Annotated in this window: 20 protein-coding genes; 14 read left to right on the top strand and 6 right to left on the bottom strand. The window is 52.2% G+C overall.

Annotated features, from left to right (window positions below):
- Positions 1-95 precede the first annotated feature (95 nt).
- From BEN74_RS03510 to BEN74_RS03500, 3 genes are all read left to right on the top strand, one after another.
- A complete protein-coding gene (locus BEN74_RS03510) occupies positions 96-1,091 on the top strand; it encodes an alpha/beta hydrolase (RefSeq protein ID WP_068912415.1) in 996 nt (331 codons plus the stop codon).
- Between the two features lie 78 nt (positions 1,092-1,169).
- The gene (locus BEN74_RS03505; RefSeq protein WP_068912417.1) at positions 1,170-1,514 is read left to right on the top strand and encodes a DMT family transporter; all 345 of its coding nucleotides are present in this window, start codon (positions 1,170-1,172) and stop codon (positions 1,512-1,514) included.
- Positions 1,514-2,068, top strand: coding sequence for a TetR/AcrR family transcriptional regulator (locus BEN74_RS03500; RefSeq protein WP_068912419.1), 555 nt, complete (start codon positions 1,514-1,516; stop codon positions 2,066-2,068). The genes BEN74_RS03505 and BEN74_RS03500 overlap by 1 nt, the downstream gene beginning before the upstream one ends.
- Before the next feature lie 271 nt (positions 2,069-2,339).
- On the opposite strand, the gene BEN74_RS03495 is transcribed toward BEN74_RS03500, so the two are convergent.
- From BEN74_RS03495 to BEN74_RS03480, 4 genes are all read right to left on the bottom strand, one after another.
- Positions 2,340-3,506 carry a benzoate/H(+) symporter BenE family transporter gene (locus BEN74_RS03495; RefSeq protein ID WP_068912421.1) on the bottom strand — a complete coding sequence of 389 codons (1,167 nt, stop codon included), beginning with the start codon at positions 3,504-3,506 and terminating at the stop codon, positions 2,340-2,342.
- 151 nt (positions 3,507-3,657) lie between these two features.
- The gene (gene leuE, locus BEN74_RS03490; RefSeq protein WP_068912423.1) at positions 3,658-4,308 is read right to left on the bottom strand and encodes a leucine efflux protein LeuE; all 651 of its coding nucleotides are present in this window, start codon (positions 4,306-4,308) and stop codon (positions 3,658-3,660) included.
- 74 nt (positions 4,309-4,382) lie between these two features.
- Complete coding sequence (tal, locus tag BEN74_RS03485) at positions 4,383-5,372, bottom strand: transaldolase (RefSeq protein WP_068912425.1); 990 nt, start codon at positions 5,370-5,372, stop codon at positions 4,383-4,385.
- A gap of 90 nt (positions 5,373-5,462) precedes the next feature.
- Positions 5,463-6,353 (bottom strand): LysR family transcriptional regulator, encoded by an 891-nt coding sequence (locus BEN74_RS03480; protein WP_068912428.1) that lies wholly within the window; start codon positions 6,351-6,353, stop codon positions 5,463-5,465.
- 116 nt (positions 6,354-6,469) lie between these two features.
- Here BEN74_RS03480 and aceI point away from each other — a divergent pair, with 116 nt between their 5' ends.
- Positions 6,470-6,907 (top strand): chlorhexidine efflux PACE transporter AceI, encoded by a 438-nt coding sequence (gene aceI, locus BEN74_RS03475; RefSeq protein WP_068912430.1) that lies wholly within the window; start codon positions 6,470-6,472, stop codon positions 6,905-6,907.
- Between the two features lie 121 nt (positions 6,908-7,028).
- Here aceI and BEN74_RS03470 read toward each other — a convergent pair whose 3' ends face one another.
- Positions 7,029-8,558, bottom strand: a complete 1,530-nt coding sequence (locus tag BEN74_RS03470; RefSeq protein WP_068912432.1) for an acetyl-CoA C-acetyltransferase — start codon at positions 8,556-8,558, stop codon at positions 7,029-7,031.
- Between the two features lie 242 nt (positions 8,559-8,800).
- On the opposite strand from BEN74_RS03470, the gene BEN74_RS03465 reads away from it, so the two are divergent.
- The 6 genes from BEN74_RS03465 (at position 8,801) to dnaX (ending at position 15,926) form a co-directional block, all read left to right on the top strand.
- Positions 8,801-10,192: a 3-oxoacyl-ACP reductase gene (locus BEN74_RS03465; protein WP_068912434.1), complete on the top strand. Its 1,392-nt coding sequence runs from the start codon at positions 8,801-8,803 to the stop codon at positions 10,190-10,192.
- A gap of 256 nt (positions 10,193-10,448) precedes the next feature.
- Entirely contained in the window at positions 10,449-11,306 is an 858-nt protein-coding gene (locus BEN74_RS03460; RefSeq protein ID WP_068912437.1) for a MaoC family dehydratase, read from the top strand.
- A gap of 98 nt (positions 11,307-11,404) precedes the next feature.
- On the top strand, positions 11,405-12,664 hold the full coding sequence (locus BEN74_RS03455) for a serine hydrolase domain-containing protein (protein ID WP_068912439.1): 1,260 nt from the start codon (positions 11,405-11,407) through the stop codon (positions 12,662-12,664).
- A 74-nt stretch (positions 12,665-12,738) separates the two neighbouring features.
- Positions 12,739-13,197: a copper resistance protein NlpE N-terminal domain-containing protein gene (locus BEN74_RS03450; RefSeq protein ID WP_068912441.1), complete on the top strand. Its 459-nt coding sequence runs from the start codon at positions 12,739-12,741 to the stop codon at positions 13,195-13,197.
- 56 nt (positions 13,198-13,253) lie between these two features.
- Positions 13,254-13,673, top strand: a complete 420-nt coding sequence (locus BEN74_RS03445; protein WP_068912444.1) for a hypothetical protein — start codon at positions 13,254-13,256, stop codon at positions 13,671-13,673.
- Between the two features lie 111 nt (positions 13,674-13,784).
- Positions 13,785-15,926, top strand: a complete 2,142-nt coding sequence (gene dnaX, locus BEN74_RS03440; RefSeq protein WP_068912447.1) for a DNA polymerase III subunit gamma/tau — start codon at positions 13,785-13,787, stop codon at positions 15,924-15,926.
- A 51-nt stretch (positions 15,927-15,977) separates the two neighbouring features.
- On the opposite strand, the gene BEN74_RS03435 is transcribed toward dnaX, so the two are convergent.
- Positions 15,978-17,138: an iron-containing alcohol dehydrogenase gene (locus BEN74_RS03435; RefSeq protein ID WP_068912449.1), complete on the bottom strand. Its 1,161-nt coding sequence runs from the start codon at positions 17,136-17,138 to the stop codon at positions 15,978-15,980.
- Positions 17,139-17,256: 118 nt separating this feature from the next.
- Here BEN74_RS03435 and BEN74_RS03430 point away from each other — a divergent pair, with 118 nt between their 5' ends.
- Genes BEN74_RS03430 through BEN74_RS03415 form a run of 4 tightly spaced genes read left to right on the top strand, consistent with a single transcriptional unit; the run spans position 17,257 to position 21,004 of the window.
- A complete protein-coding gene (locus tag BEN74_RS03430) occupies positions 17,257-17,766 on the top strand; it encodes a low molecular weight protein-tyrosine-phosphatase (RefSeq protein WP_068912452.1) in 510 nt (169 codons plus the stop codon).
- A 10-nt stretch (positions 17,767-17,776) separates the two neighbouring features.
- On the top strand, positions 17,777-18,811 hold the full coding sequence (gene murB / locus BEN74_RS03425; protein ID WP_068912455.1) for a UDP-N-acetylmuramate dehydrogenase: 1,035 nt from the start codon (positions 17,777-17,779) through the stop codon (positions 18,809-18,811).
- Between the two features lie 22 nt (positions 18,812-18,833).
- On the top strand, positions 18,834-19,967 hold the full coding sequence (locus BEN74_RS03420; RefSeq protein WP_068912457.1) for a YdcF family protein: 1,134 nt from the start codon (positions 18,834-18,836) through the stop codon (positions 19,965-19,967).
- Entirely contained in the window at positions 19,967-21,004 is a 1,038-nt protein-coding gene (locus BEN74_RS03415; RefSeq protein WP_068912460.1) for an alpha/beta hydrolase, read from the top strand. The genes BEN74_RS03420 and BEN74_RS03415 overlap by 1 nt, the downstream gene beginning before the upstream one ends.
- Positions 21,005-21,083 lie beyond the last annotated feature (79 nt).

The following is a 21,083-nucleotide window of genomic DNA, read 5'->3' as shown; positions in this document are numbered from 1 at the left end:
CTGCAACTTGCTTAAGAAAACAAAGACTTGTAATTTTTCCGCTGTTCAGGCTTAGTGCATTCTGCGTTATCAATAACTTGTTGAGGGTAAATGTCATGCGTCTGAAAATGGCTATGGCGCTGTTTGGCGCCGGCCTGATGCTGAATTTGACAGCCTGCCAGAGCGCGGGCAGCAGCACTAAGCTGATTGCGGGGGCATTCAATGCATCGACGGAAATTCAGAAAAAGCTGATCGATCAGCATGCACCTCAGGGCGTGCGGGTGCAGGCCGATATTCAGTATATGCAGAATCCCGATCTGCATATTGACCTGTATCAGCCCGCAGATATCGCAGCGCTGGGCGCGCGTCCGGCCATTGTCTGGATTCATGGCGGCGGCTGGATTTCAGGCTCCAAGGAGCATGCCCGAGGCTATTTCAAGCGGCTGGCGGATCAGGGCTACAATGTGGTTTCGGTGCAGTACCAGTTTGCGCCGGATGTGATTTATCCTGCGCAGCTGCAGCAGATTAATCAGGCCTTGGCCTTTATCACGGCGCATGCGGGCGAGTATCGGATTGATGCCGGCAAGCTGTATCTGGCGGGGGATTCAGCCGGCGCCAATATGGCCAGCCACTATGCGGTATTTGTGAGCAACGAAAAGTATGCAAAATCGCAGAATTTTCAGCCGGCAATTTCCATCAGCCAGCTGAAAGGCCTAATCCTGCACTGTGGCATTTATGATTTAAGCCATTTTGTGGCGTCGGCGCCGGACGAAATCCGGCTGCTGGAGTGGGGCATCAATAATCTGGTGCAGGCCTATACCGGCGACCGCAAGCACGATGCAACGTTTCTGTCCAGCATCTCGCCGCGCCAGCATGTGACGCCAAGCTATCCGCCGGTCTTCATCAGCGGCGGCAATAAGGACTTTTTAACCGAAAGCCAGTCGCTGCCGTTTGCTGAAACGCTGAAGCAGCAGAATGTGCCTGTGGTTGAGGCGTTTTATCCGGACTCTAAAGAGCTGCTGGTGCATGAATATCAATTTATGATGAGTAAGAAAGCCAGCCAGCTGACCTTTGATAAGACAATCGGCTTTCTGCAGCAGCTGACGCCTTAAATTTTTAGCGCAAAGGCTTGCATTATATGAATAAGCAATTAACATACCGACCGTATGGTATGTTAATTTGAGAGTGTTATGAATCCGGTATTGATTGCTTACGGCATGCTGGCCTTGGCGATTGTTTCAGAAGTGACAGGTTCAACTTTTTTAGTAAAGTCTGAGGGCTTTACCAAGCTGTGGCCTTCGGCCGCCGTAATTGTGCTGTTCAGCATCGCCTTTTATCTGCTTTCGCAAGTGATTAAAGTGATTCCATTGGGCATTGCCTATGCTATTTGGGCTGGCGTGGGCATTGTGCTGACGGCCTTAATTGGCTATTTTGTTTTCCGTCAAAGTTTGGACTGGGCTGCGCTGATCGGGATTGGGCTGATTGTTTCCGGCGTGGTGGTGATTAACCTTTTTTCAAATTCAGCAGGCCATTAATGGAAAATCCATATCAGCGTAAGAAAGAGCCAGAAGCGCTGCGGCAGAAAATCATTGAGCACGCCATCCGGCTGGCATCGGAAAAAGGCGCAGCCGGCGTATCGATTCAGGGCGTTGCGGATTTGGCCGGCGTGACCAAGGGCGGGGTATTCCACCATTTTCCCAGCAAGCAAAGGCTGCTGCAGGCGATGGTGCAGGAAGTGCTGCGCCGGCTGGACGCGGCGGTGGATGAGTATATCGGGCAAGACCATGAACCGCAGGGCTGCTTTAGCCGCGCCTATATTCATTTTACCTTGCAGACCGATGCTTCGGGGATCGGCACGCTGTGGTCGGCTATTTCAATGACCATGCTGACCGATCATGCCTTCAATGCACTATGGATGGATTGGCTGAATGCCCGGCTGGCGCGCCATCAGCACACCGACAGCGGAATGGAGCTGAAGCTGCTGCGCTATGCTGCTGACGGCGTTTGGCTGGCGGTTTTTATTGGCGCAGAACCGCCTGAAAAAATGCAGGAGGTTCAGGCGGAATTGATGCGCCGCACCTATCTTTAAACGGCGTATAAAAAGCATCTTTTACAGATAATATCAGTCAGTTAAGAATTTTTAATCCTCCCCAACCCTCCTTTGACAAAGGAGGGAGCGTTTCGCAATTCAATACCGTATTGAATTCCTTGCACAGCAATGCTGTTCATCCCCTCTTTTTCCTTGCGCCATATATGGCTTAGGGTTAGGGGAGATTTATCAATTAGTAATAATGAAATTGCGCTTAACTGATCAGCATTAATCTTTTTCCAATGCTTTTTTATCTTGCCCCGTGCGGAAATTATTTTCTGAGCTTTAAAATGAAATGCACGGCAAAGCCGAAAATCAGCCCCCAGAATGCGGAACCGATGCCGAAGAATTGAATGCCTGATGCGCTGAACAGGAAAGTCAGCAATGCCGCTTCACGGCCTGACGCTTCATGAAAGGCGATTGCAATGTTATGGCTGATGGTGCCCAGCAAGGCGATGCCTGCCAAGGCGGTAATGAATACAGCCGGAAAAGACATTAAGAAGCTGGTTAATGTGGCGGCGAACAGGCCCATTAAAATATAGAAAAATCCGCAGCTGATGCCGGCGATATAGCGCTTGGACGGATCGGCGTGCGCCTGGTCATCCAGGCTGATGGCTGCGCTGATGGCTGCGATGTTGACGCTGTAGCAGCCGAATGGCGCCAGCAGCGCCTGAGCCGTGCCTGTCCAGCCAATCAAATGATTGACATGCGGCTGATAGCCGTAGCTTTTAATCATGGCGAGGCCCGGCAGGTACTGTGACGCCATGTTGATTACAAACAGCGGCAGAGCCAAGCCTAAAATGGCGGAACTGCTGAATTCAGGGCTGACCCAAACCGGCTGGGCTAAGCCGAAGTCCAGCGCAGGCATGCTGAAATTCAGGAACAGCGGGCACAGGGCGATGCCGGCAATGACGGTAATTACAATGCTGTAGCGCGGCCAAAAGCGCTTGGACAGAATATAGGCCGCCAGCAGCGACAGAATAAATGCCCATTCATTTTGCATGCTGGCAAAGAGCGCGATGCCGAATTTCAGCAGTACGCCTGCCAGCATGGCGCTGGTTAAGCTTTGCGGAATATAGGACAGCACTCTTTCAAAAATGCCCAGAAAGCCTAAGGCTGCAGTCAGCAGGCCGCAGACCAGAAATGCGCCAATCGCTTCATTTAAGCTGTAGCCGCTGCCGGTCGCCAAAATTAAGGCCAAGCCTGCAGTAGACCACGAGGTCGCCACCGGGTATTTGAACTTCCAGGACAGAATTAAGCCGCTTAAGCCAATGCCTAAGCCCAGCGCCCAAAACCAGGAGGTGATTTGCTCCGTGTTTGCGCCCAGCGTTTGCGCAGCCTGAATAACCAGAACGGCGGATACGCTGATGCCGACCAGAAAGGTGATAAAGCCTGCAAAGACGGCAGGCACAGAGAAGTCATTCAGAATTTTTTGCATAGTCCATTGCTGCTGTTAGCGCTTCTTATTGGTTGAAAAGCGTAATAATCATACGCTATTCATATTTAGCCGGAAAGCGCAAAGCTGCATAAAAAATTAACTTTTTGGTGAAAATTCCGCGGTCAAAAGCAAAGGCGTGTTGCAGCTGGCATTACAGGGTAGAGGTTGCCAGCTTCAGGCCGAAACCGCAAAACAGCAGGCCAACGGCTGCCACGCAGCAGGCGGTCAGTTTATAGCGGTGCGTGAAAAATGATGCGAGCTTGGAGCCGGAGAAAATTAAAACGGTCAGATAGCTCATGCTGATGATCTGCAGCACAACGGCCAGCGCGGCAAAGGTCAGCGCAGGGTATGGGTATGCAGGGTCAACAAACTGCACAAAGAACGACAGGTAAAACAGAATCGCTTTCGGGTTTAAAATGCTGATGGTCAGCGCCGTGCGGAAAGGGCGCTGCTGCTCAAGGCTTTCCTGCTTGCGCTGCACCTGTTCAGGCGCTGGCGTCGCCGTCCATGTTGTATAGGCTGCGATTAATAATTTAATGCCTAAATAGCTGAGGTAGGCCGCGCCGACAATTTTCAGCAGGATAAACAGCCACGGAAAGGCATGCAGCAAAGAGGCTGCGCCCAGCGCTGTCAGAATAATCAGCAGCATGTCGCCGGTATAAACGCCAAAAGCGCTGACATAGCCGGCCTTGATGCCGTAGCGCGAAGCGATGGTCATGACGTAAATGGAGTTGGGGCCCGGCAAGAGCACAATCAGCATTGTGCCGATAATATAGGTGGGTAAATCTGTGACGCCAAACACTGGAAACTCGCATAAAAGGCCGATGCGCCGCTATAGTGCAGCATCGGCCCGGATAAAGAAATAGAAAATTCAGATCAGGCTTGAATTTCCGCATCATAGCCGAAAGACTGGCGCAGCAAAGTGCTGAGCTGCTCACGCGCCTTAATAAAGCCGTCAACGCCGCTTTGCAGCAGCTGGAATGCCATTAAGTCATGCTCCAGCAGCGCCTTAAATGACTCTCTGTCCAGAGTGTCAAACAGCTGCTCAGAAGAGGCCTGCGACTGCTTTTCAGACAGCTGAAGCTGAACTTCGCGGGTGTCCTGCTCCAGCTCTGCAAGCAGGTTTGGCGCAACGGTCAGCAAGTCACAGCCGGCAAGGCCAAGCACCTGGTCAATGCTGCGGAAGCTGGCGCCCATAATTTCAGTTTTAACGCTGCGCTGCTTGTAGTAGTGGTAAATCTGCTTTACGGACAGCACGCCGGGGTCTTGCTCAACCGGGTAGCTGCTGACATTTTCAGCCTTTTTATACCAGTCCAGAATGCGGCCGACAAAAGGTGAAATCAGCGTAACGCCAGCTTCGGCGCAGGCCTGCGCCTGATGCAGGCCGAACAGCAGGGTCAGGTTGCAATGCACGCCTTCAGCTTCCAGCGCTTTCGCGGCCTGAATGCCTTCCCAGGTCGAGGCGATCTTAATTAAAATGCGGTTTTGCTCAATGCCGTACTGCTTGTACAGCGCCAGCAGCTCTTTGGCTTTGGCAATGGTCGCTTCTGTGTCGTAGGACAGGGCGGCATCTACTTCGGTAGAAACACGGCCTTTAATCAGCTTGAGAATTTCCGCGCCCAATTTGACGGTTAAAATGTCAATGGTGCGCTCAATCAGTTCATCATTGGCATAGCCTTCGGCCTTGGCTTGGGCAAATGCATTTTCAATCAGCGCGCGGTTTTCGGGCTGATTGGCGGCGGCGGTAATCAGGGATGGATTGGTGGTTGCATCCAGCGGACGGAACTTTTCGATAGCAGACAAATCACTGCTGTCAGCAACAATTGTTGTCATGCTTTTTAATTGGTCTAGTGCTGAGTGTGTCATGGATATCTAGTTCTTAAAGTTATTGCCTGTACAGTAAGTTATATCACAAACTCAATTCAACCCAAGGAAAAAAGCGATGGCCAATTGCAGCTAAAATGCATTTTTCCGCTGATTCCGGACATGATCAATCAGAAAGCGGGCAGCGGCGCCCTGCTGGCTTTCCCGGTTCCAGACTAGATCGACAAAATACTCAAATTTCGGCGTGAAATCGGCAAAGTTCAGAATTTTAAGATGGTGCTTCAGCTGCGGATTCTCATTGAGCATTTCCAGCGGCAGCACCCCCCAGCCCAAGTTCTGCATAATCAGGGCGCAGGCGGAGTGGTGGTTGTCGGTGCGCCAGTATGTTTTGGAATACAGCAGCTCCGGCTTAATGGTGCGGTCACGGCTGGCCACCACAATCTGCCGGCTCTGCAAAATCTGTTCAAAGCGGATGGACGCGTGCTGCGCCAGCGCATAGCTTTTTGATGCCACGGGAACCAGCGCAGCGCGCTTCAGCTCGACAAACTGCTCATTGCTTTCCAGCTGCTCGCGCTCAAACATCAAGGCAAACTGGGCTGCGCCGCTGATCAGCATTTTCTGCGCATCTTCCTGCGGCGCAGAAAAGATATTGATCTGCAGTTCAGGAAACTGGTGCTCTAGCAGGGAAATATAGTCTGTCCAGTGGGTATGCAGCAGCTCAGACACCACCGCAATATTCAGCGCGGATTCCAGGCCGGTGCTTAAGGCAACCGCATGCTGCTTCCACTGGTTCATTTCAATCAGCAGCTGTTCGGTTTTTTCAAATAATGTTCTGGCTTGCGCTGTAGGCACAGGCTCGCGTCCCGCCCGCTTAAACAGCTTCAGGTTCAGGTCAATTTCCAGATTGGCAATTGACATGCTGACTGCGGAAGGCACTTTGCCCAGTTTGCGCGCGGCGGCGGAAAATGAGCCGGTTTCCATCACGGTTTTAAAAATTATCAGCTGTTCTTGGTTGATATTCATGCTGTTTCGGCCGGCCTGCGTTATCTGTCAAATAATTTGAAAGAACCTAACTGGATTCATCAATATTATAGAAATAAAATGCGGGGAATCCAAATGAAACAAAGAGTATTTTTAAAATGTTGATTTCCAAAAGACGGATTATTCATGCGCTGAGCTATGAGGTTATCCTATTGGTCATCATAGCAATTGCATTGAGCTTTATTTTTGAAGCGCCGATGGAAGTGACAGGCGCCTTAGGCGTTGCCATGGCGGTGACATCGGTATTCTGGAACATGATATTCAACCACTTTTTTGAAAAGTTTGAAGCCAAAAGAAAACTCAAGAGAACGGTGGGCGTGCGCATTCTGCATGCCATCGGCTTTGAGGGCGGCCTGATGCTGGCGACCATTCCAATGGTGGCCTATGCTTTAGACATGGGCATCTGGCAGGCCATTCTGCTGGATTTCGGCATGACCACCTGCATTCTGGTGTATACCTTTATTTTCCAATGGGGCTATGACCATATTGAAGCAAGCCTGGGCTACAAGCCTGATTACAGCCAAAGCGAAGCTTAAGCTGCTGAAAAGCGCCAGCACAATGCCAGCCAGCTGCTGAACTGGCTGGCACTTTCTTTGAGGATAAAAAAAAGCCGCATGCATGATGCGGCTTTTTTATTGCAAGCATGAAGGCAGGGAATTATTTCTCTACAATCGCGGTCACGCCTTGGCCGCCGGCAGCGCAGATTGAAATCAGCACGCGGCCTGAGCCTTTTTGGCTGATCAGTTTCGCAGCCGAGGCCAGAATGCGCCCGCCGGTTGCAGCGAATGGATGGCCCGCAGCCAAAGATGAGCCTTTCACATTGAGTTTAGAACGGTCAATTGCACCCAATGGCGCTTCCAAGCCTAAGCGGTCTTTGCAGAATTTAGGGTCTTCCCAGGCTTTTAAAGTCGACAGAACTTGAGATGCAAAGGCTTCATGAATTTCGTAGTAGTCAAAGTCCTGCAGCTTAATGCCGGCGCGGTCAAGCATGCGCGGCACAGCATAGGCAGGCGCCATCAGCAGGCCTTCTTTTTTGCCGACAAAGTCAACCGCTGCGGTTTCAGAGAAGCTTAAGTAAGCTAAAACTTCATGGCCATTGGCTTTGGCCCATTCTTCAGATGCCAGCAGCACGCAAGATGCGCCGTCTGTGAGTGGCGTAGAGTTGCCCGCAGTCATGGTGCGGCCGTCGCCTTTGCCGAATACCGGCTTCAGTTTCGCCAGTTTTTCTACAGAAGATTCTGGACGCAGGTTGTTGTCGCGCTCCAGGCCTAGGAATGGCGTGATCAGGTCATCGAAGAAGCCTTCTTCATAAGCCGCCGCCATTTTCTGATGCGAAGCCGCTGCCAGCTCATCCTGCGCTTCGCGCGGAATGCCCCATTCCAGCGCAGTAATGGCTTGATGGTCGCCCATAGACAGGCCAGTGCGCGGCTCGCCGTTTTTCGGCGCATCCATCAGGTCTTTAACATTGATTTTAGTCAAAGCTTTTAAGCGGTCTTTGCCGGTTTTCGCAATGTTCAGTTCCAGCAGCGCTTTGCGCAGGCCGTCACCGAGAGCGATTGGCGCGTCAGATGTGGTATCTACGCCGCCGGCAATGCCGACTTCAATTTGGCCCAAGGCAATTTTGTTGGCAATCAGGAACGCTGCCTGCAAGCCGGTGCCGCATGCCTGCTGAATATCGTAAGCAGGTGTTTCAGGCGCAAGCTCTGTATCTAACACGCACTCGCGCGTCATGTTAAAGTCACGGCTGTGCTTTAATACTGCGCCCGCAACCACTTCGCCTAAACGCTGGCCTTGCAGGTTAAAGCGTTCAACCAAACCATTGAGCGCTGCAGTAAACATGTCTGTATTGGATGCAGTGAAGTAAGCGCCGTTTGAGCGTGCGAATGGAATGCGGTTGCCGCCAATAATAGCAACGCGGCGGACAGTGTTTTGGCTCATGGTTTGATCCTGTTGGACAGAAGTTTGAGTTGTTTGTTGTGCGTCTGGAGCAGCCGCTACGGCAGCCGGGCTTTGCGCGCTGCTGCGTGCAGGCGCAGCGCGGGTGCGGGCCGGTTTTGCTGTATTCGATGCCGGCTTCGCCGCAGGGCTGGAATTTTTAGCGGTGCGCGCAGTGCTTTTTGATGGTTTTGACACGGCGCCGCCAGCAGAATTTTCGACTGCTGGATTTTCTTGAGTTGTTTTGCTCATAAGGCTTTTCCAAGCATGTAAAAGTGTTTCTGAGCGCTACATTAACACATTCAATTAGCAGCTGAATTGACTGGAATGACATGGCGGAATGCTTTCAGGTCAAGTCATCGCAACTTTAACTCAAGTATGATTCATCTGAAACTGATGGATCTGTTGAAATATGAGTCTAAAGACATCATATTGAAGTTAAAAGAATATCTTCAAAAGCCATCAAAAAATTAATTTTTTCGAGAGAGACACACATGACTGACCAATACCAAGCATTCGCAAAATCTCCAATTGGTAAATTTGTCATCAAAAATTTAGGTTTGCCTGCACCGACTTTCCTCGAGCGTTTTGAGTCTGCTGTTCCTGTGGTAAAAGGCGCAGTGCTTGTCGGGGCGGCGTCAAACAGCGCGCTGTCAGGCTCAATTGCGCAAGTCTTGGCGAATATTCATGCAAACAGCTATGCAGGCAACAATGCAGCGCTGCAGCAGGCGGCAGCTAAAGCGGGCTTAAGCCTTGGCGCGTTCAATGAAGGCGACAAGGAGTCTAAGTTCAAAGTGGTGGTTTTTGATGCGTCCGGCATTGAAAGCTCTGAACAGCTGCATGAACTGCACGCGTTTTTCAGCCCAATTGCGCGCCAAATTCAGGCTTCTGGCCGTGTGGTAGTGGTCGGCACCACGCCTGAAACTGCGCCAAGCGTTAAGCAGGCCATTGCGCAGCGCGCGCTGGAAGGCTTTGTCAAATCTGTAGGCAAAGAATTCAAAAAAGGCATTGCGGCCAACCTGATCTATGTTGATGCCGGCGCTGAAGCTAATCTTGAATCTGCGCTGCGCTTCAGCATTTCTCCGCGTTCTGCCTATGTTTCAGGCCAAGTCATCCGTGTTTCTAAAGCTGACACCACTGATATTGATTGGGCGAAACCGCTGGCAGGTAAAACTGCGGTTGTGACTGGCGCCAGCCGCGGTATTGGCGAAGCGATTGCGCATGTGCTTTCACGCGACGGCGCGCATGTGATCTGCCTGGACGTGCCGCAGCAGCAGGCTGATCTTGACCGCGTAGCCGGCGCAATTGGCGGTTCGACTTTAGCGATTGACATTACCGCAGCTGACGCGGGCCAGAAAATTAAAGAGGCAGCAGCGGCGCAGGGCGGTTTGGATATTATTGTGCATAACGCAGGCATCACCCGCGACAAGACTTTGGCCAATATGAAGCCGGAGCTTTGGGACTTGGTGATCAACATCAATCTGTCGGCGATTGAACGCGTAAACGACTACCTGCTGAATAATGACGGCTTCAACGCCAATGGCCGGATTGTTTGCGTGTCTTCAATTTCCGGCATTGCCGGCAACTTGGGCCAAACCAACTATGCAGCTTCTAAAGCCGGCGTAGTGGGCGTAGTGAAATTTACTGCGCCGCTGCTGAAAAATGGCGTTACCATTAATGCGGTTGCGCCGGGCTTTATTGAAACTCAAATGACGGCCGCCATTCCGTTTGCAATCCGTGAAGCGGGCCGCCGCATGAACTCGATGAGCCAGGGCGGTTTGCCGGTTGACGTTGCGGAAACCATTGCGATGTTTGCATCGGCTGCTTCTACCGGCTTAAATGGCAATGTGGTGCGCGTATGCGGCCAAAGCCTGTTAGGCGCGTAAAAGCGCAATAAATGAAAGCGCTTTTTCCCTTCGCTTGCATAATGCAAGTTCCCTCTCCTTTAAGGAGAGGGTTAGGGAGAGGTAAAAATTTATAATGATTGAAGAACCCCTTTTATAAGCCTTCTCTTGCGCTAAGCGCGGGATTTTAAGAGGGGTTTATTGATCAGGAGAGGCATATCTATTTTAAAAGGCCCTCTCTAACGCTTTCGCTGAAAAGAAGAGCGTACTTCTCAAAAGAATTTAACAAAGGTCCAGTATGAATACTCGCCATTTTAGCCAGTTGCCAAAACCGTATTTGGCTTATCCGAAAGTGATTCAAAGCTTGATTTTCAAAAAGCCGAAAGGTGAAAAAGTTCTGCCGCAGGTTGAATATGTGGTGGATTCATTCAAAGTCGATCAAAAGCATTTAAAAGCCTATAACCAAGTGTGCGGCTTTAAAAATAACGGTTATATTCCGGCAATTTACTTAGCTGTGCTGTCGCAAAGCCTGCAAATGCATATGATGACGCAGGAGGCGTTTCCGTTTGCTATTTTGGGGCTGGTGCATATCCGCAACCAAGTGAAGCAAAACCGCAAAGTCGGCGTCAATGAGCAGCTGACCTTGTCCTGCAAATTCGGCGAGCTCAAGCCGCATGACAAAGGCGTGCAGTTTGATTTCATTACCACGGCCAAAGTGGGCAATGAAGTTGTGGTGGAAGCCCTGACTACTTATTTGGCGCGCCAGAAAACCACCGCCGGCAGCGCAGTCGCCAAAGCGCCTGAAAGCGCAGCGCCTGAATATAAAGCCGCCGCTGAATGGGATGTTTCTGAAAATACCGGCCGCCGTTATGCGCTGACTTCGGGCGACTTCAACCTGATCCATATTCATGCTGTGACCGCCAAAGCATTCGGCTTTAAGCAGGCGATTGCGCACGGCATGTGGAGCAAGGCAAAGGCTTTATCAAATTTAAGCCTGCCGGATGCCTATGAGGCGGATGTCTGGTTTAAGCTGCCGATGTACCTGCCGTCAAAAGTGGAGTTTTTGACCGCGCAGCAGGGCAAGGACACAGAATTCCTGATCCGGAATGCGAAGAGTCAGAAGCCGCATGTGGCCGGTTCGGTCAAAGCGCTTTAAGCTGAATTTTAAAAAGCCCGAATTGTTTAAAATTTGGGCTTTTTTGTATTAGGATGGCTTAGAGAATAACGTTCAGAACATAAAAGAAGGCCAGGGACATGGATCTACCGAATATCAAGCAGCTGCTTCTTGCTGATACAGATAATTTTCAAGGCAGTATTGATGAGCGCTTTATTGACTTGGCGCATCTGTTCAGCCGGCTGCAGGATGCCCGCACCGCGCATGGCGGCGCTGCTTTGGCGGTGTATTTTCAAGGCCAAAAAGTTGCCGATATTTATACCGGTCAAAAGTCGCAGGATGAACAGTGGCAGGCCGACACGCTGTCAATCTGCTATTCCACCGGCAAAGGCGTTTTGGCCGCGCTGGCGCATATTATGGTCAGCCAAGGCATTTTAGACTATGACCTGCCGATTGCGCATTACTGGCCTGAATTTGCGCAGAACGGCAAGGCGCAGATGACCTTGCGCCATTTGCTCAGCCATCAAAGCGGCTTATACGATGTGCGCAATAATATTGCCGAAGCTTCGGAAATGGCTGACTGGCAGCATATGCTGGAGGTGATGGCCCAAGCCAAACCGCGCTTCAGCTTTGGCGAAGACTTGGCTTACCAGCCCTTAACCTTCGGCTGGCTGGTGGGCGGCGTGCTGGAAAAGGCATCCAGCCAGTCCTTAGCGGTGCTGATGCAGCGCTATTTGATTGAACCGCTGGCGTTGGACGGCGCGTATTTTGGCGTGCCGGATGCGCAGCTGCACCGCGTTGCGCGGCTGCTGCCTAAACCGCAAAGTGAAGCGGCGGCGCCATCGGCAAGCGGCAAGAACCCTGCGCGCAAGGCATCGCCCTTAGACCGGCTGGCAGCGTTCAGCAGGCAGAATCCGCAGGATTATCAGGATGCCATGATTCCCAAAGGCATGAAGAAATTCAGCTTTTTCAGTGATGAAGGCATACAGGCGGTGATTCCTGCAGCCAATGGCGCATTTACGGCCAACAGCTTGGCAAGAATATACGCCATGCTGGCCAACCGCGGCGTCTGGAATGATCAGGCCATCATTTCGCCTGACGTATTTGCGAAGCTGAGCGAGGTGCAAAGCCGCAGGCGTGACCGCATTATGCCTATTCCTATGCACTGGCGGCTAGGCTATCACCGCGTGCTGAGTTTGGGCAAATCTTCGCAGGGTTTTGGCCATATCGGCTTTAACGGTTCTGGCGCCTGGTGCGATCCGGCGCGCCAGCTCAGCTTCGCCTATACGCATAATTTCGCTGCCGCGACGATGATTGGCGATTACCGCTTGTGGGGCCTGAGCCAAGAAGCCTTGCGCTGCGCGGATGCTGTGCTGAAAGGGCGCAAAGGCTGGTTCTGAATTTGCTCCGGCAAAAGATTTTGCAGGCAAAATATGCTATTTTCTGCGCCGTATTTTGGCATTAAGCGGTTCAAATGAAAAAAGCGATTTTTATTCCCTTGGCAGCAGCAGCGGCTGCATTGGGCTGTCAGGACGCAGAACAGGGCGCGCAGCAGCCTGCCCAAGCGCAGGGCAAAGCAGCGGTGCAAAAGCAGGCTGTGCCGCTCTGGGCGGGAAAATATCAAGGGACTACGCCCTGTATGGGATGCATTTCGCGCTGTGAAGAATGCCCCGGCATGGCGGTGGATTTGGCTTTGCATCAGGACATGAGCTATGAGCTGCGCCGTGAAAGCCTGAGCGGCCACAATGAAGTGCAGGTGCTGAAAGGGCGCATGCTGTTCAAGGATCAGGCGCAGACGCAGCTGCAGTTGCTGAATGTCAAAACCCGCAATTTAATTTATGTGGATTTAGAGCATCAGCTGCTGGAAATCCGCGAAGATCAGACCGCCAAGCCTTATGCGGCTCAGGATGATTTCTTGCTTGAACCGGCTTAAATGCTTAAGCTGATTTTACCGGATACTGATGCTGCTGCAGAGTTGAGAAAACGCATATGCTGAAATCTTATGTTGAATTTAAAAGCAGCCTCTTTCCGCCATGCTCAGAGAATCCTGAAGAATGGGAAGGCGCAATTTGGGGGCGGGCGCTGGCGCAGTTTTTAGATGAGAAATTAAGGCAGCTGGGCTTGCCCGCCGCCGGCATTCATGCTGAAGACTGGGGCTACTGCGTCAATTTTGAAGCGCCATTTCATGATGATATTTGGCTGGGCTGCGGCAGGTATGAGGAATATGAAAACGGCTATTTGGTGATGATTGAGCCGAAAAATCCATTCATCAAGAAATGGTTTAAAGCGGATATTGATTTGACGGAACAGCTGATGCAGTTAACGGTGGCCTTGGCGCAGATTCTGGACAATGAGCCGCAGATTCATGATGTGAAATGGTGGACTGCTGCCGAGTTTGAAAAGCCTTGATTTAATGCGGCAGACTGCCTGAATAATTGGCACTGGGGCTAAACTTCTTGGTTTTTTCATTCACTCATAGTTAAAAAAACAGTATGCTTATGCAGGTCAAAAGGAGCATACATGTATCAAGTACTTGCGCGAAAATATCGCCCGCGTAATTTTAATGAATTGGTTGGCCAGAACCATGTTTCCCGCGCGCTGACCAGCGCGCTGGAACGCGGCCGCCTGCACCACGCTTATTTATTTACGGGGACACGCGGTGTAGGCAAAACCACCATTGCGCGTATTTTGGCGAAGTGCTTGAACTGTGAAACCGGCGTAACTTCTACGCCGTGCGAAGTCTGCGCAACCTGCAAAGCGGTGAATGAAGGCCGCTTTATTGACTTGATCGAAATTGATGCGGCTTCGCGCACCAAGGTCGAAGACACCCGCGAACTGCTGGATAATGTGCCCTATGCGCCGACGCAGGGCCGCTTTAAAGTCTATCTGATTGATGAAGTGCATATGCTGTCCACGCATTCCTTCAATGCGCTGCTGAAAACCCTGGAAGAGCCGCCGGCGCACGTCAAATTCCTGTTTGCCACCACCGATCCGCAAAAGCTGCCGATTACCGTAATTTCACGCTGCCTGCAGTTCACTTTGCGCCCGCTGGCAGTAGATGAAATTACCGAGCATTTGACCGGCATTCTGCAGCAGGAAAGCATTCAGGCCGATCAGGACGCGATTTGGCAAATTGCCGAATCTGCCCAAGGCTCACTGCGTGACGCCTTGTCATTGACCGATCAGGCGATTGCCTATGGCCAGGGTGAGGTGCATCATCAGGACGTGAAAGAAATGCTGGGGCTGATTGACCGCACCATCATTTATGACCTGATCGCCGCCATTCATCAAAATCAGAAAGGCCGGATCAGTGAATTGCTGATGCAGTTCCGCCAGCAGGCGCTGGATGTGTCGCTGGTTTTAGACCAGCTTATTTCCACGCTGCATGAACTGGCGCTGCTGCAGTATTTGCCGGATTTAGGCCTGAAATACAGCGCCGAAATCAATGCCAAAATTATGCAGCTGTCGCAGATTGTTTCAGTGCAGGATCTGCAGCTGTATTATCAAATTGCCTGCAAAGGCCGCGCAGACCTGCAGATGGCGGTGACGCAGGAGCAGGGCTTTGAAATGTGCGTGCTGCGCCTGCTGGCTTTCCGCCCAATGCAGCCGAATGAAATTCCGGTTTCCGCCGCGCCATCGTCCCCGCAGCCGGCTGCCGTTTCCGCGCCGCCTGCGCAAGCAGCGCCGGCACAGCCTGAAGCGCCGTATTTTGCAGAAGATGATGAATATGTAGATGAGGATGAACTGCAGGCTGCAGCGCCGCAGGATGAGCCTTCATCCGATGATTTTCTAGATGAAGCTGAAGATGCGCCAGCTGCTGCAGCGCCTGAAACCCAGCCGCCTGCTGCGGGCAGCGCAGCCATTCAGCCGGCAGAAACCCGCCAGCCGGCGCCTGCTTCAGATCAGATGATCTTTGATGCATCCAGCGCGGATGCTCTGTTTGACTTAGATGAAGATGACGCCGGGCAGAGTTCAGCGCAGGCGGCGCATGATGCCGGCAGTGATGACTTTTTGTCTTTTGAAGACATCGCGCCGCTGGAAGATGCGCCTTTGCAGATTCAGGCAGAAACTGAAGCACAGGCCGCGCCAGCAGCCCAGCCTGCTTTAGATACAGCTGCATTTGCGCCGCAGGATTCCGAATCGCAAGACGGCTTATTTGCAGCAGCGCCGCCGGTACAGGCGGAATACACGCCGCCGCAGCCTGCTGACGCTGCCTCAGCGGCAGAGCAGGAGGCATCCGCACTGATGCCGCAGGATATTTTAAAACTGCAGCCTCAAGCGCTGACAGGCGAATGGACAGTGGATAAGTGGGAATACTGGTTCAGAAGCAGCGAGCTGTCGCCGGCGTTGCAGGAATTGGCGCAGCATGGCCTGATGACCGGGGAGATTGGCGGCGCCAGCATTTTCCATGTGCCGAAGCAGTATGAGCGCCTAGTGACGCAAATGCAGCATGTGCTGGAACAGGCCCTGCATGCGCAGTGGCCTGCAATCCGCTTTCAGGTGCAGTATGAAGAGCTGGCGCAGGCAACGCCGTATGACCTGCAGTATAAGCGCAAGGAAAAAGCCAATCAGCGCGCTTCAGTGCTTCTGCATGATGAGCCTGCGGTTAAATCACTGTTAAGCGCATTTGACGGCAAGCTGGAGAATATTCAGCTTAAATAGCGGCATCCGGCGTAATGCCGGTCAGTTAAGTCTAATTTTATTGCTGCGCGGCTAGGCGTAAATGGCCTGATAAATATGCAGGGCATGTTCATGGGTCAGCTCGCGCGGGTTGTTCTGCAGCAGCCGCGTCTGCAGCATGGCGTCATCCGCCAGCGCCGGGAGCTGATCTTCCGGCACCTGAAGCTGATTCAGCTTCAGGGTCAAGCCGCTGTGCTGCAAATGGTTCTGCATATGGTCAATGAACAGGTCGCACAGGCCGTCCGTACAGCCTGTGCTGTAAGGGTCCAGCCACTGCATCAGTTCGGCATAGTGCTGCTTGGCAGCCGGCGCATTGAATTTCATGACTTCAGTCAGCACCAGCGCATTGCTATGGCCATGCGCTAAGTGAAAATGCCCGCCTAAGGGATAAGCCAAAGCATGCACGGCGCCTACGGGCGCATTGGCAAAAGCCTGTCCCGCCAGCATGGAGCCGACAAGCATGTGCTGGCGCGCTTCCAGATCGCTGCCGTCTTTCAGCACCAATGGCAGGTTTTTATTCAGCAGCCGCAAGGCCTGCTTGGCCAGCATGTCGGCATAGGGGTTTTTCTTGATTTTAGAGGTGTAGGCTTCTATGGCATGCACCATCGCATCTATGCCTGTGGCTGCGGTAATCTGCGCAGGCAGGTTCTGCGTGAACGATGCATCCAGAATCGCGGCGTCAGCATACAGCGCCGGCGATACAATGCCGGTTTTGACAGTTTTTCCTGTGGTGATAATGGCAACCGGAGTGACTTCAGCGCCGGTGCCGGCAGTTGTCGGCACCAGAATTAACGGCAGGCGCGGACGCTTGGCATTGCCGGCGCCGTAAAGATCCTGCAGCTGCTGTTTCTGATCAGGATGCGCCAGAACCGCAAGCACTTTGGCGACATCCAGCGAGCTGCCGCCGCCAAAGCCTAAAATCAAATCCGCCTGTTGCTGCTGGGCAAACTGCAGCGCGTCCAGCACAATATGCGCGGCCGGATCTGCCTGCACGCTGGAATAGATGGCATAGTCCTGACGCTGCGACTCGAAAATTTCTAAAATGGGCAAATGCAGCTGCTGCTGGATGATGCCGGGGTCAGTTACCAGCAGCACGCGCTGCGGGGAAAAATCATTGAGTAAATTTTTCAGCTCAAGAATTGAACCCAGGCCGGAAATAATATTGCTGACGGTTTGGAACTGAAAATTACTCATCGCCTTATCCTTATTTTTTTATACCTAAATGAACATTATTCTTGAGTCTTGATATAGGATTCATCTTCCAAATAACTTAACATAAGATGCTTGAAATAAAACTAGCATTGAGGTTGTTATGCCATCCAAAACGCCATACAAGGTGTTATGTGTCTGTTTAGGCAATATTTGCCGGTCGCCTACGGCGGAGATTGTACTCAGACACTTTTGCGGTGAAGCAAGCCTGAATGTTGTGGTCGATTCCGCAGGAACCAGCAATTACCATCCGAATAAAGCGCCGGACAGCCGCAGTCAGGCGCATGCTCAAAAACGCGGCTATGACTTATCCGCCTTGCGCGCGCGCCAGCTGAGAACGCTTGATTTTATTGAGGTTGATCTGATTCTGGCGATGGATTATGAAAATCTGGAAAATATTCAGCAGCTGATGCGTCATGCGCAGCAGGAATACGGCGCAGCCCGAATCCGCGCGCAAATTTCCCTGATGAGTCAGCATGATCCGGACTATCCGCAGCGGGAAGTGCCGGACCCTTATTATGGCGGGCATGACGGCTTTGAGCAGGTGCTGAACCAGTGTGAATCCAGCAGCCGGGCGTGGGTCAATCTTTTTAAACAGCAGTTGGAGCAATAAGGTTTAAGTCATGAATATTCAAACCCAAGTGCAGCTTAAGCCTTTTAATACCCTGAATCTGAATGCTGTTGCATCGCATTATGTGAAAATTCAATCTGTTGACGCTTTGCTTGAGGCGCTGGATTACGCCGAACAGCAGCAGCTGAATGTTCTGATTTTATCCGGAGGCAGCAATATGCTGCTGCCGGAACAGCTGCATGCCTTAGTGCTGCACATGGATATTCAGGGCACGGAGCATATTGCAGAAGATGAACTGACGCAGACAGTGCGCGTCGGCGCAGGGCAGCCGTGGCATGATTTTGTGCTGTGGACGACCGCGCAAGGCCTGTTTGGCCTGCAGAACTTAGCCTTGATTCCGGGGCTGGTCGGCGCTTCGCCGGTGCAGAATATTGGCGCTTACGGCGTGGAAGCCGGCGAGTTCATAGACGCGGTGCATGTGTATGACCGCTATGAGAAAGCTTTTGCGCGCATAGTGGCGGCGGACTGTCATTTCAGCTACCGCCACAGCATTTTTAAAGATGATCCCAACCGCTACATTATTACCCACGTTTCTTTCAGGCTGCTGAAAAATGCCGACTTGAAGCTGAATTACGGCGATCTGAAAGCCGCGGTAGCCGATGAGCAAACTGCTGAAAACCTGCAGAATCAAGTAATTCATATCCGCCAAAGCAAGCTGCCTGACCCGAAGCAATACCCGAATGTCGGCAGCTTTTTTAAAAATCCGGTAATAAGCCAAAGCGAATTTGACCAAATTGCGCAGCAGTTTCCCAATTTGCCCCATTATCCGCAGGCCAACCAGCAGGTTAAAATCGCTGCCGGCTGGCTGATTGATCAGGCCGGCTGGAAAGGCAAAAAACTGGGGATGGTCGGCATGTTCCATAAGCAGGCGCTGGTTTTAGTCAATTACGATAATGCGGCACTGCACCATGTGCGGGCAGCGTATCATGCTGTGCAGCAGGATGTATTTAACAAGTTTCATATCGCCTTAGAGCCGGAACCGGTACTGTTTGATGAAAACGGGCTGCTGCGCCCGCATCAGGATTAAGCTTGCATCAGGGTAAAAATTTATGAGAAAAACATACTGGATGGTCCGTTTAGTGCAAGTCGCCGCTGTGCTGTTTGCGCTGTTCGCCTGTCTGGTGGTGCTCATCTATACGCCGTTTTACTCGCAGCTGATTGTGAAAGGGCTGAATTATTTTGTGCCGGTTGAGGTCAATGAAGTGGCGGCCAAAAGCCAGAAGCAGGCCGCGCTGAATGATCAGGACAGCTATGAGCCGGGTTCAGACATGTGGATTGCGCGCCAAGCCTATTTAAAGGTGATGGAGGATGCGATGCAAAGCAAAAACTCGCAAAACCTGACCCTGATTCAGGCGCGCTACAAAGCCCTGCAGCAGCTGATTGAAGAAGATCAGCAGAAAGAAAATGATGAAAAAGAAAGGCCTGCAGTGCCTTTGCTGGCCAGTCCGGCTTCGGAGGCTGCCGCCAGTGAAGCGGCTGATCCGGCGCGGAAAGTCAAAGCGCTGCTGGAGCTGAACAGCTCAGAAAATAAAGAGCTGATGGCGCAGTACATTGAATTCCTGAATACGCATCCAGCCGAGCAGCCGGCATCTGAACCGGTTGATGAAGAAATCTTTAAGGATATTGCCCTGATTCATGATCAGAACCAGCAGAATCCGCCGAAGAAAGCCGTGCAGTCAGAACCCTATGCCATTGTTGTTCTCGGCGGCGGCTTGACGCTGGGAGACAACGGCAAGGATATTGTGGTGAATAACTACACCCGCTTGCGCCTGGAAACCACGCTGGCGGTCAAAAATCAGTACCACTTGCCGATTGTGCTGAGCGGCGTGGAAGCGCCCTATATGCAAAGCTGGCTGAAAAAGCATGGCGTAGATGCAAAACTGCTGGAAGACCGCAGCATGAATACCTGCGAAAACACCCGGTTCAGCTCGCTGCTTTTGCAGAAAAAAGGCGGCGCGCCAACCGTGATTTTAATTACAGACCGCTACCATATGCCGCGCACGCGGCGCCTGTTTGCCCTGAACGGCATTGAAACCATTCCGGTTGAAGCGCCGATGCCAAGCAGTTTGACGCGCTGGCGCCCAAGTGAAAAAAATTATGATCACAGCCGCCGCGCGAATTATGAAATGCTGGCCACCATGCGCGACATGTGGTTTGGCACAGAATGCCGGGAGGTGCCTTAATGGCTGATATTCCATTTTTAAATCCGGCGATTTTAAAGCAGCTGGATTTGCCTGTTCCCAGCCGTGAAACTACGCCGCAGCTGCTGGAAAAGCTGAATTTAAACCGGCCTTATGCGCCTTCTATTGAAATTCAGTCTTACCGCCGGCTGTATGGTTTGGACACTTTAAACTGCGAGCACTGGCAGGGCTTTATTGAAATGCCGCTGTTCAAGCTGCACGTGCAGGCTTTTCAGCCCAAGCTGCCGCCGCAGGAGAAAGTCAAAGGCACGGTGGTGCTGCTGCATGGCTACTTAGAGCACAGCGGCATTTACCAGCCGATTATTCAGGAAATCCTGGAGCAGGGCTTCAGCGTTTTGACCTATGATTTGCCGGGGCATGGCCTGAGCAACGGCTCGCCGGCCAGCATTCAGGATTTTGACCACTATCAGCAGGTGCTGCATGCGGTGCATCAGTATGTGCGCCACGCCAGCCAGCTGCCAAGGCCGTGGCTGGGCATTGGGCAGAGCACCGGCGGCGCGATCTGGCTGCATCACCTGCTGGAGTTTGCGGAGCGCCGTGAAGACCCTTATGTGGAGCGCGTGCTGCTGCTGTCGCCGCTCATCCGGCCTGCGAAATCTGCATGGTGGCATAATTCGGTCGGGCTGGGCATTATCCGGCGCATTAAGCGCGAAGTGCCGCGCCATTTCAGGCGCAATAATCACAACCCGGAGTTTTTAAGATTCATCCGCTTAAAAGATCCGCTGCAGCCCCGCATGATGGGCATGGACTGGATTTTAGCCATGTCGAAATGGATGCAGGAAATGGAGCAGCGCCCGGCGTGCCGCATTCCTGTATGGCTGGCGCAAGGCGCGCAGGACCAGACAGTGGACTGGCGCTACAATATTGAGTTCATACGGCGCAAATTCCGCCTGCAGACGCTGCTGATGCTGGAAGAAGGTTCGCATCAGCTGATCAATGAGCGCGCCGATATCCGGGCTGCCTTGACAGGCTTGATTCCCGCTTTTCTGCATGCGCAGGGCGGCAAGGGCTATTATTGAGGATTGCTGGGTAAGTTAAGAGGGATAATAAGCGCTCCAGCCGGCGTTTAAAATCCCCGCTTTGCGCAGCGAAGCTTCC

This window comes from Acinetobacter sp. WCHAc010034, from assembly GCF_001696615.3.
In the GTDB taxonomy this organism is placed as follows: domain Bacteria; phylum Pseudomonadota; class Gammaproteobacteria; order Pseudomonadales; family Moraxellaceae; genus Acinetobacter.
This window is presented reverse-complemented; position numbering and strand designations above follow the sequence as displayed.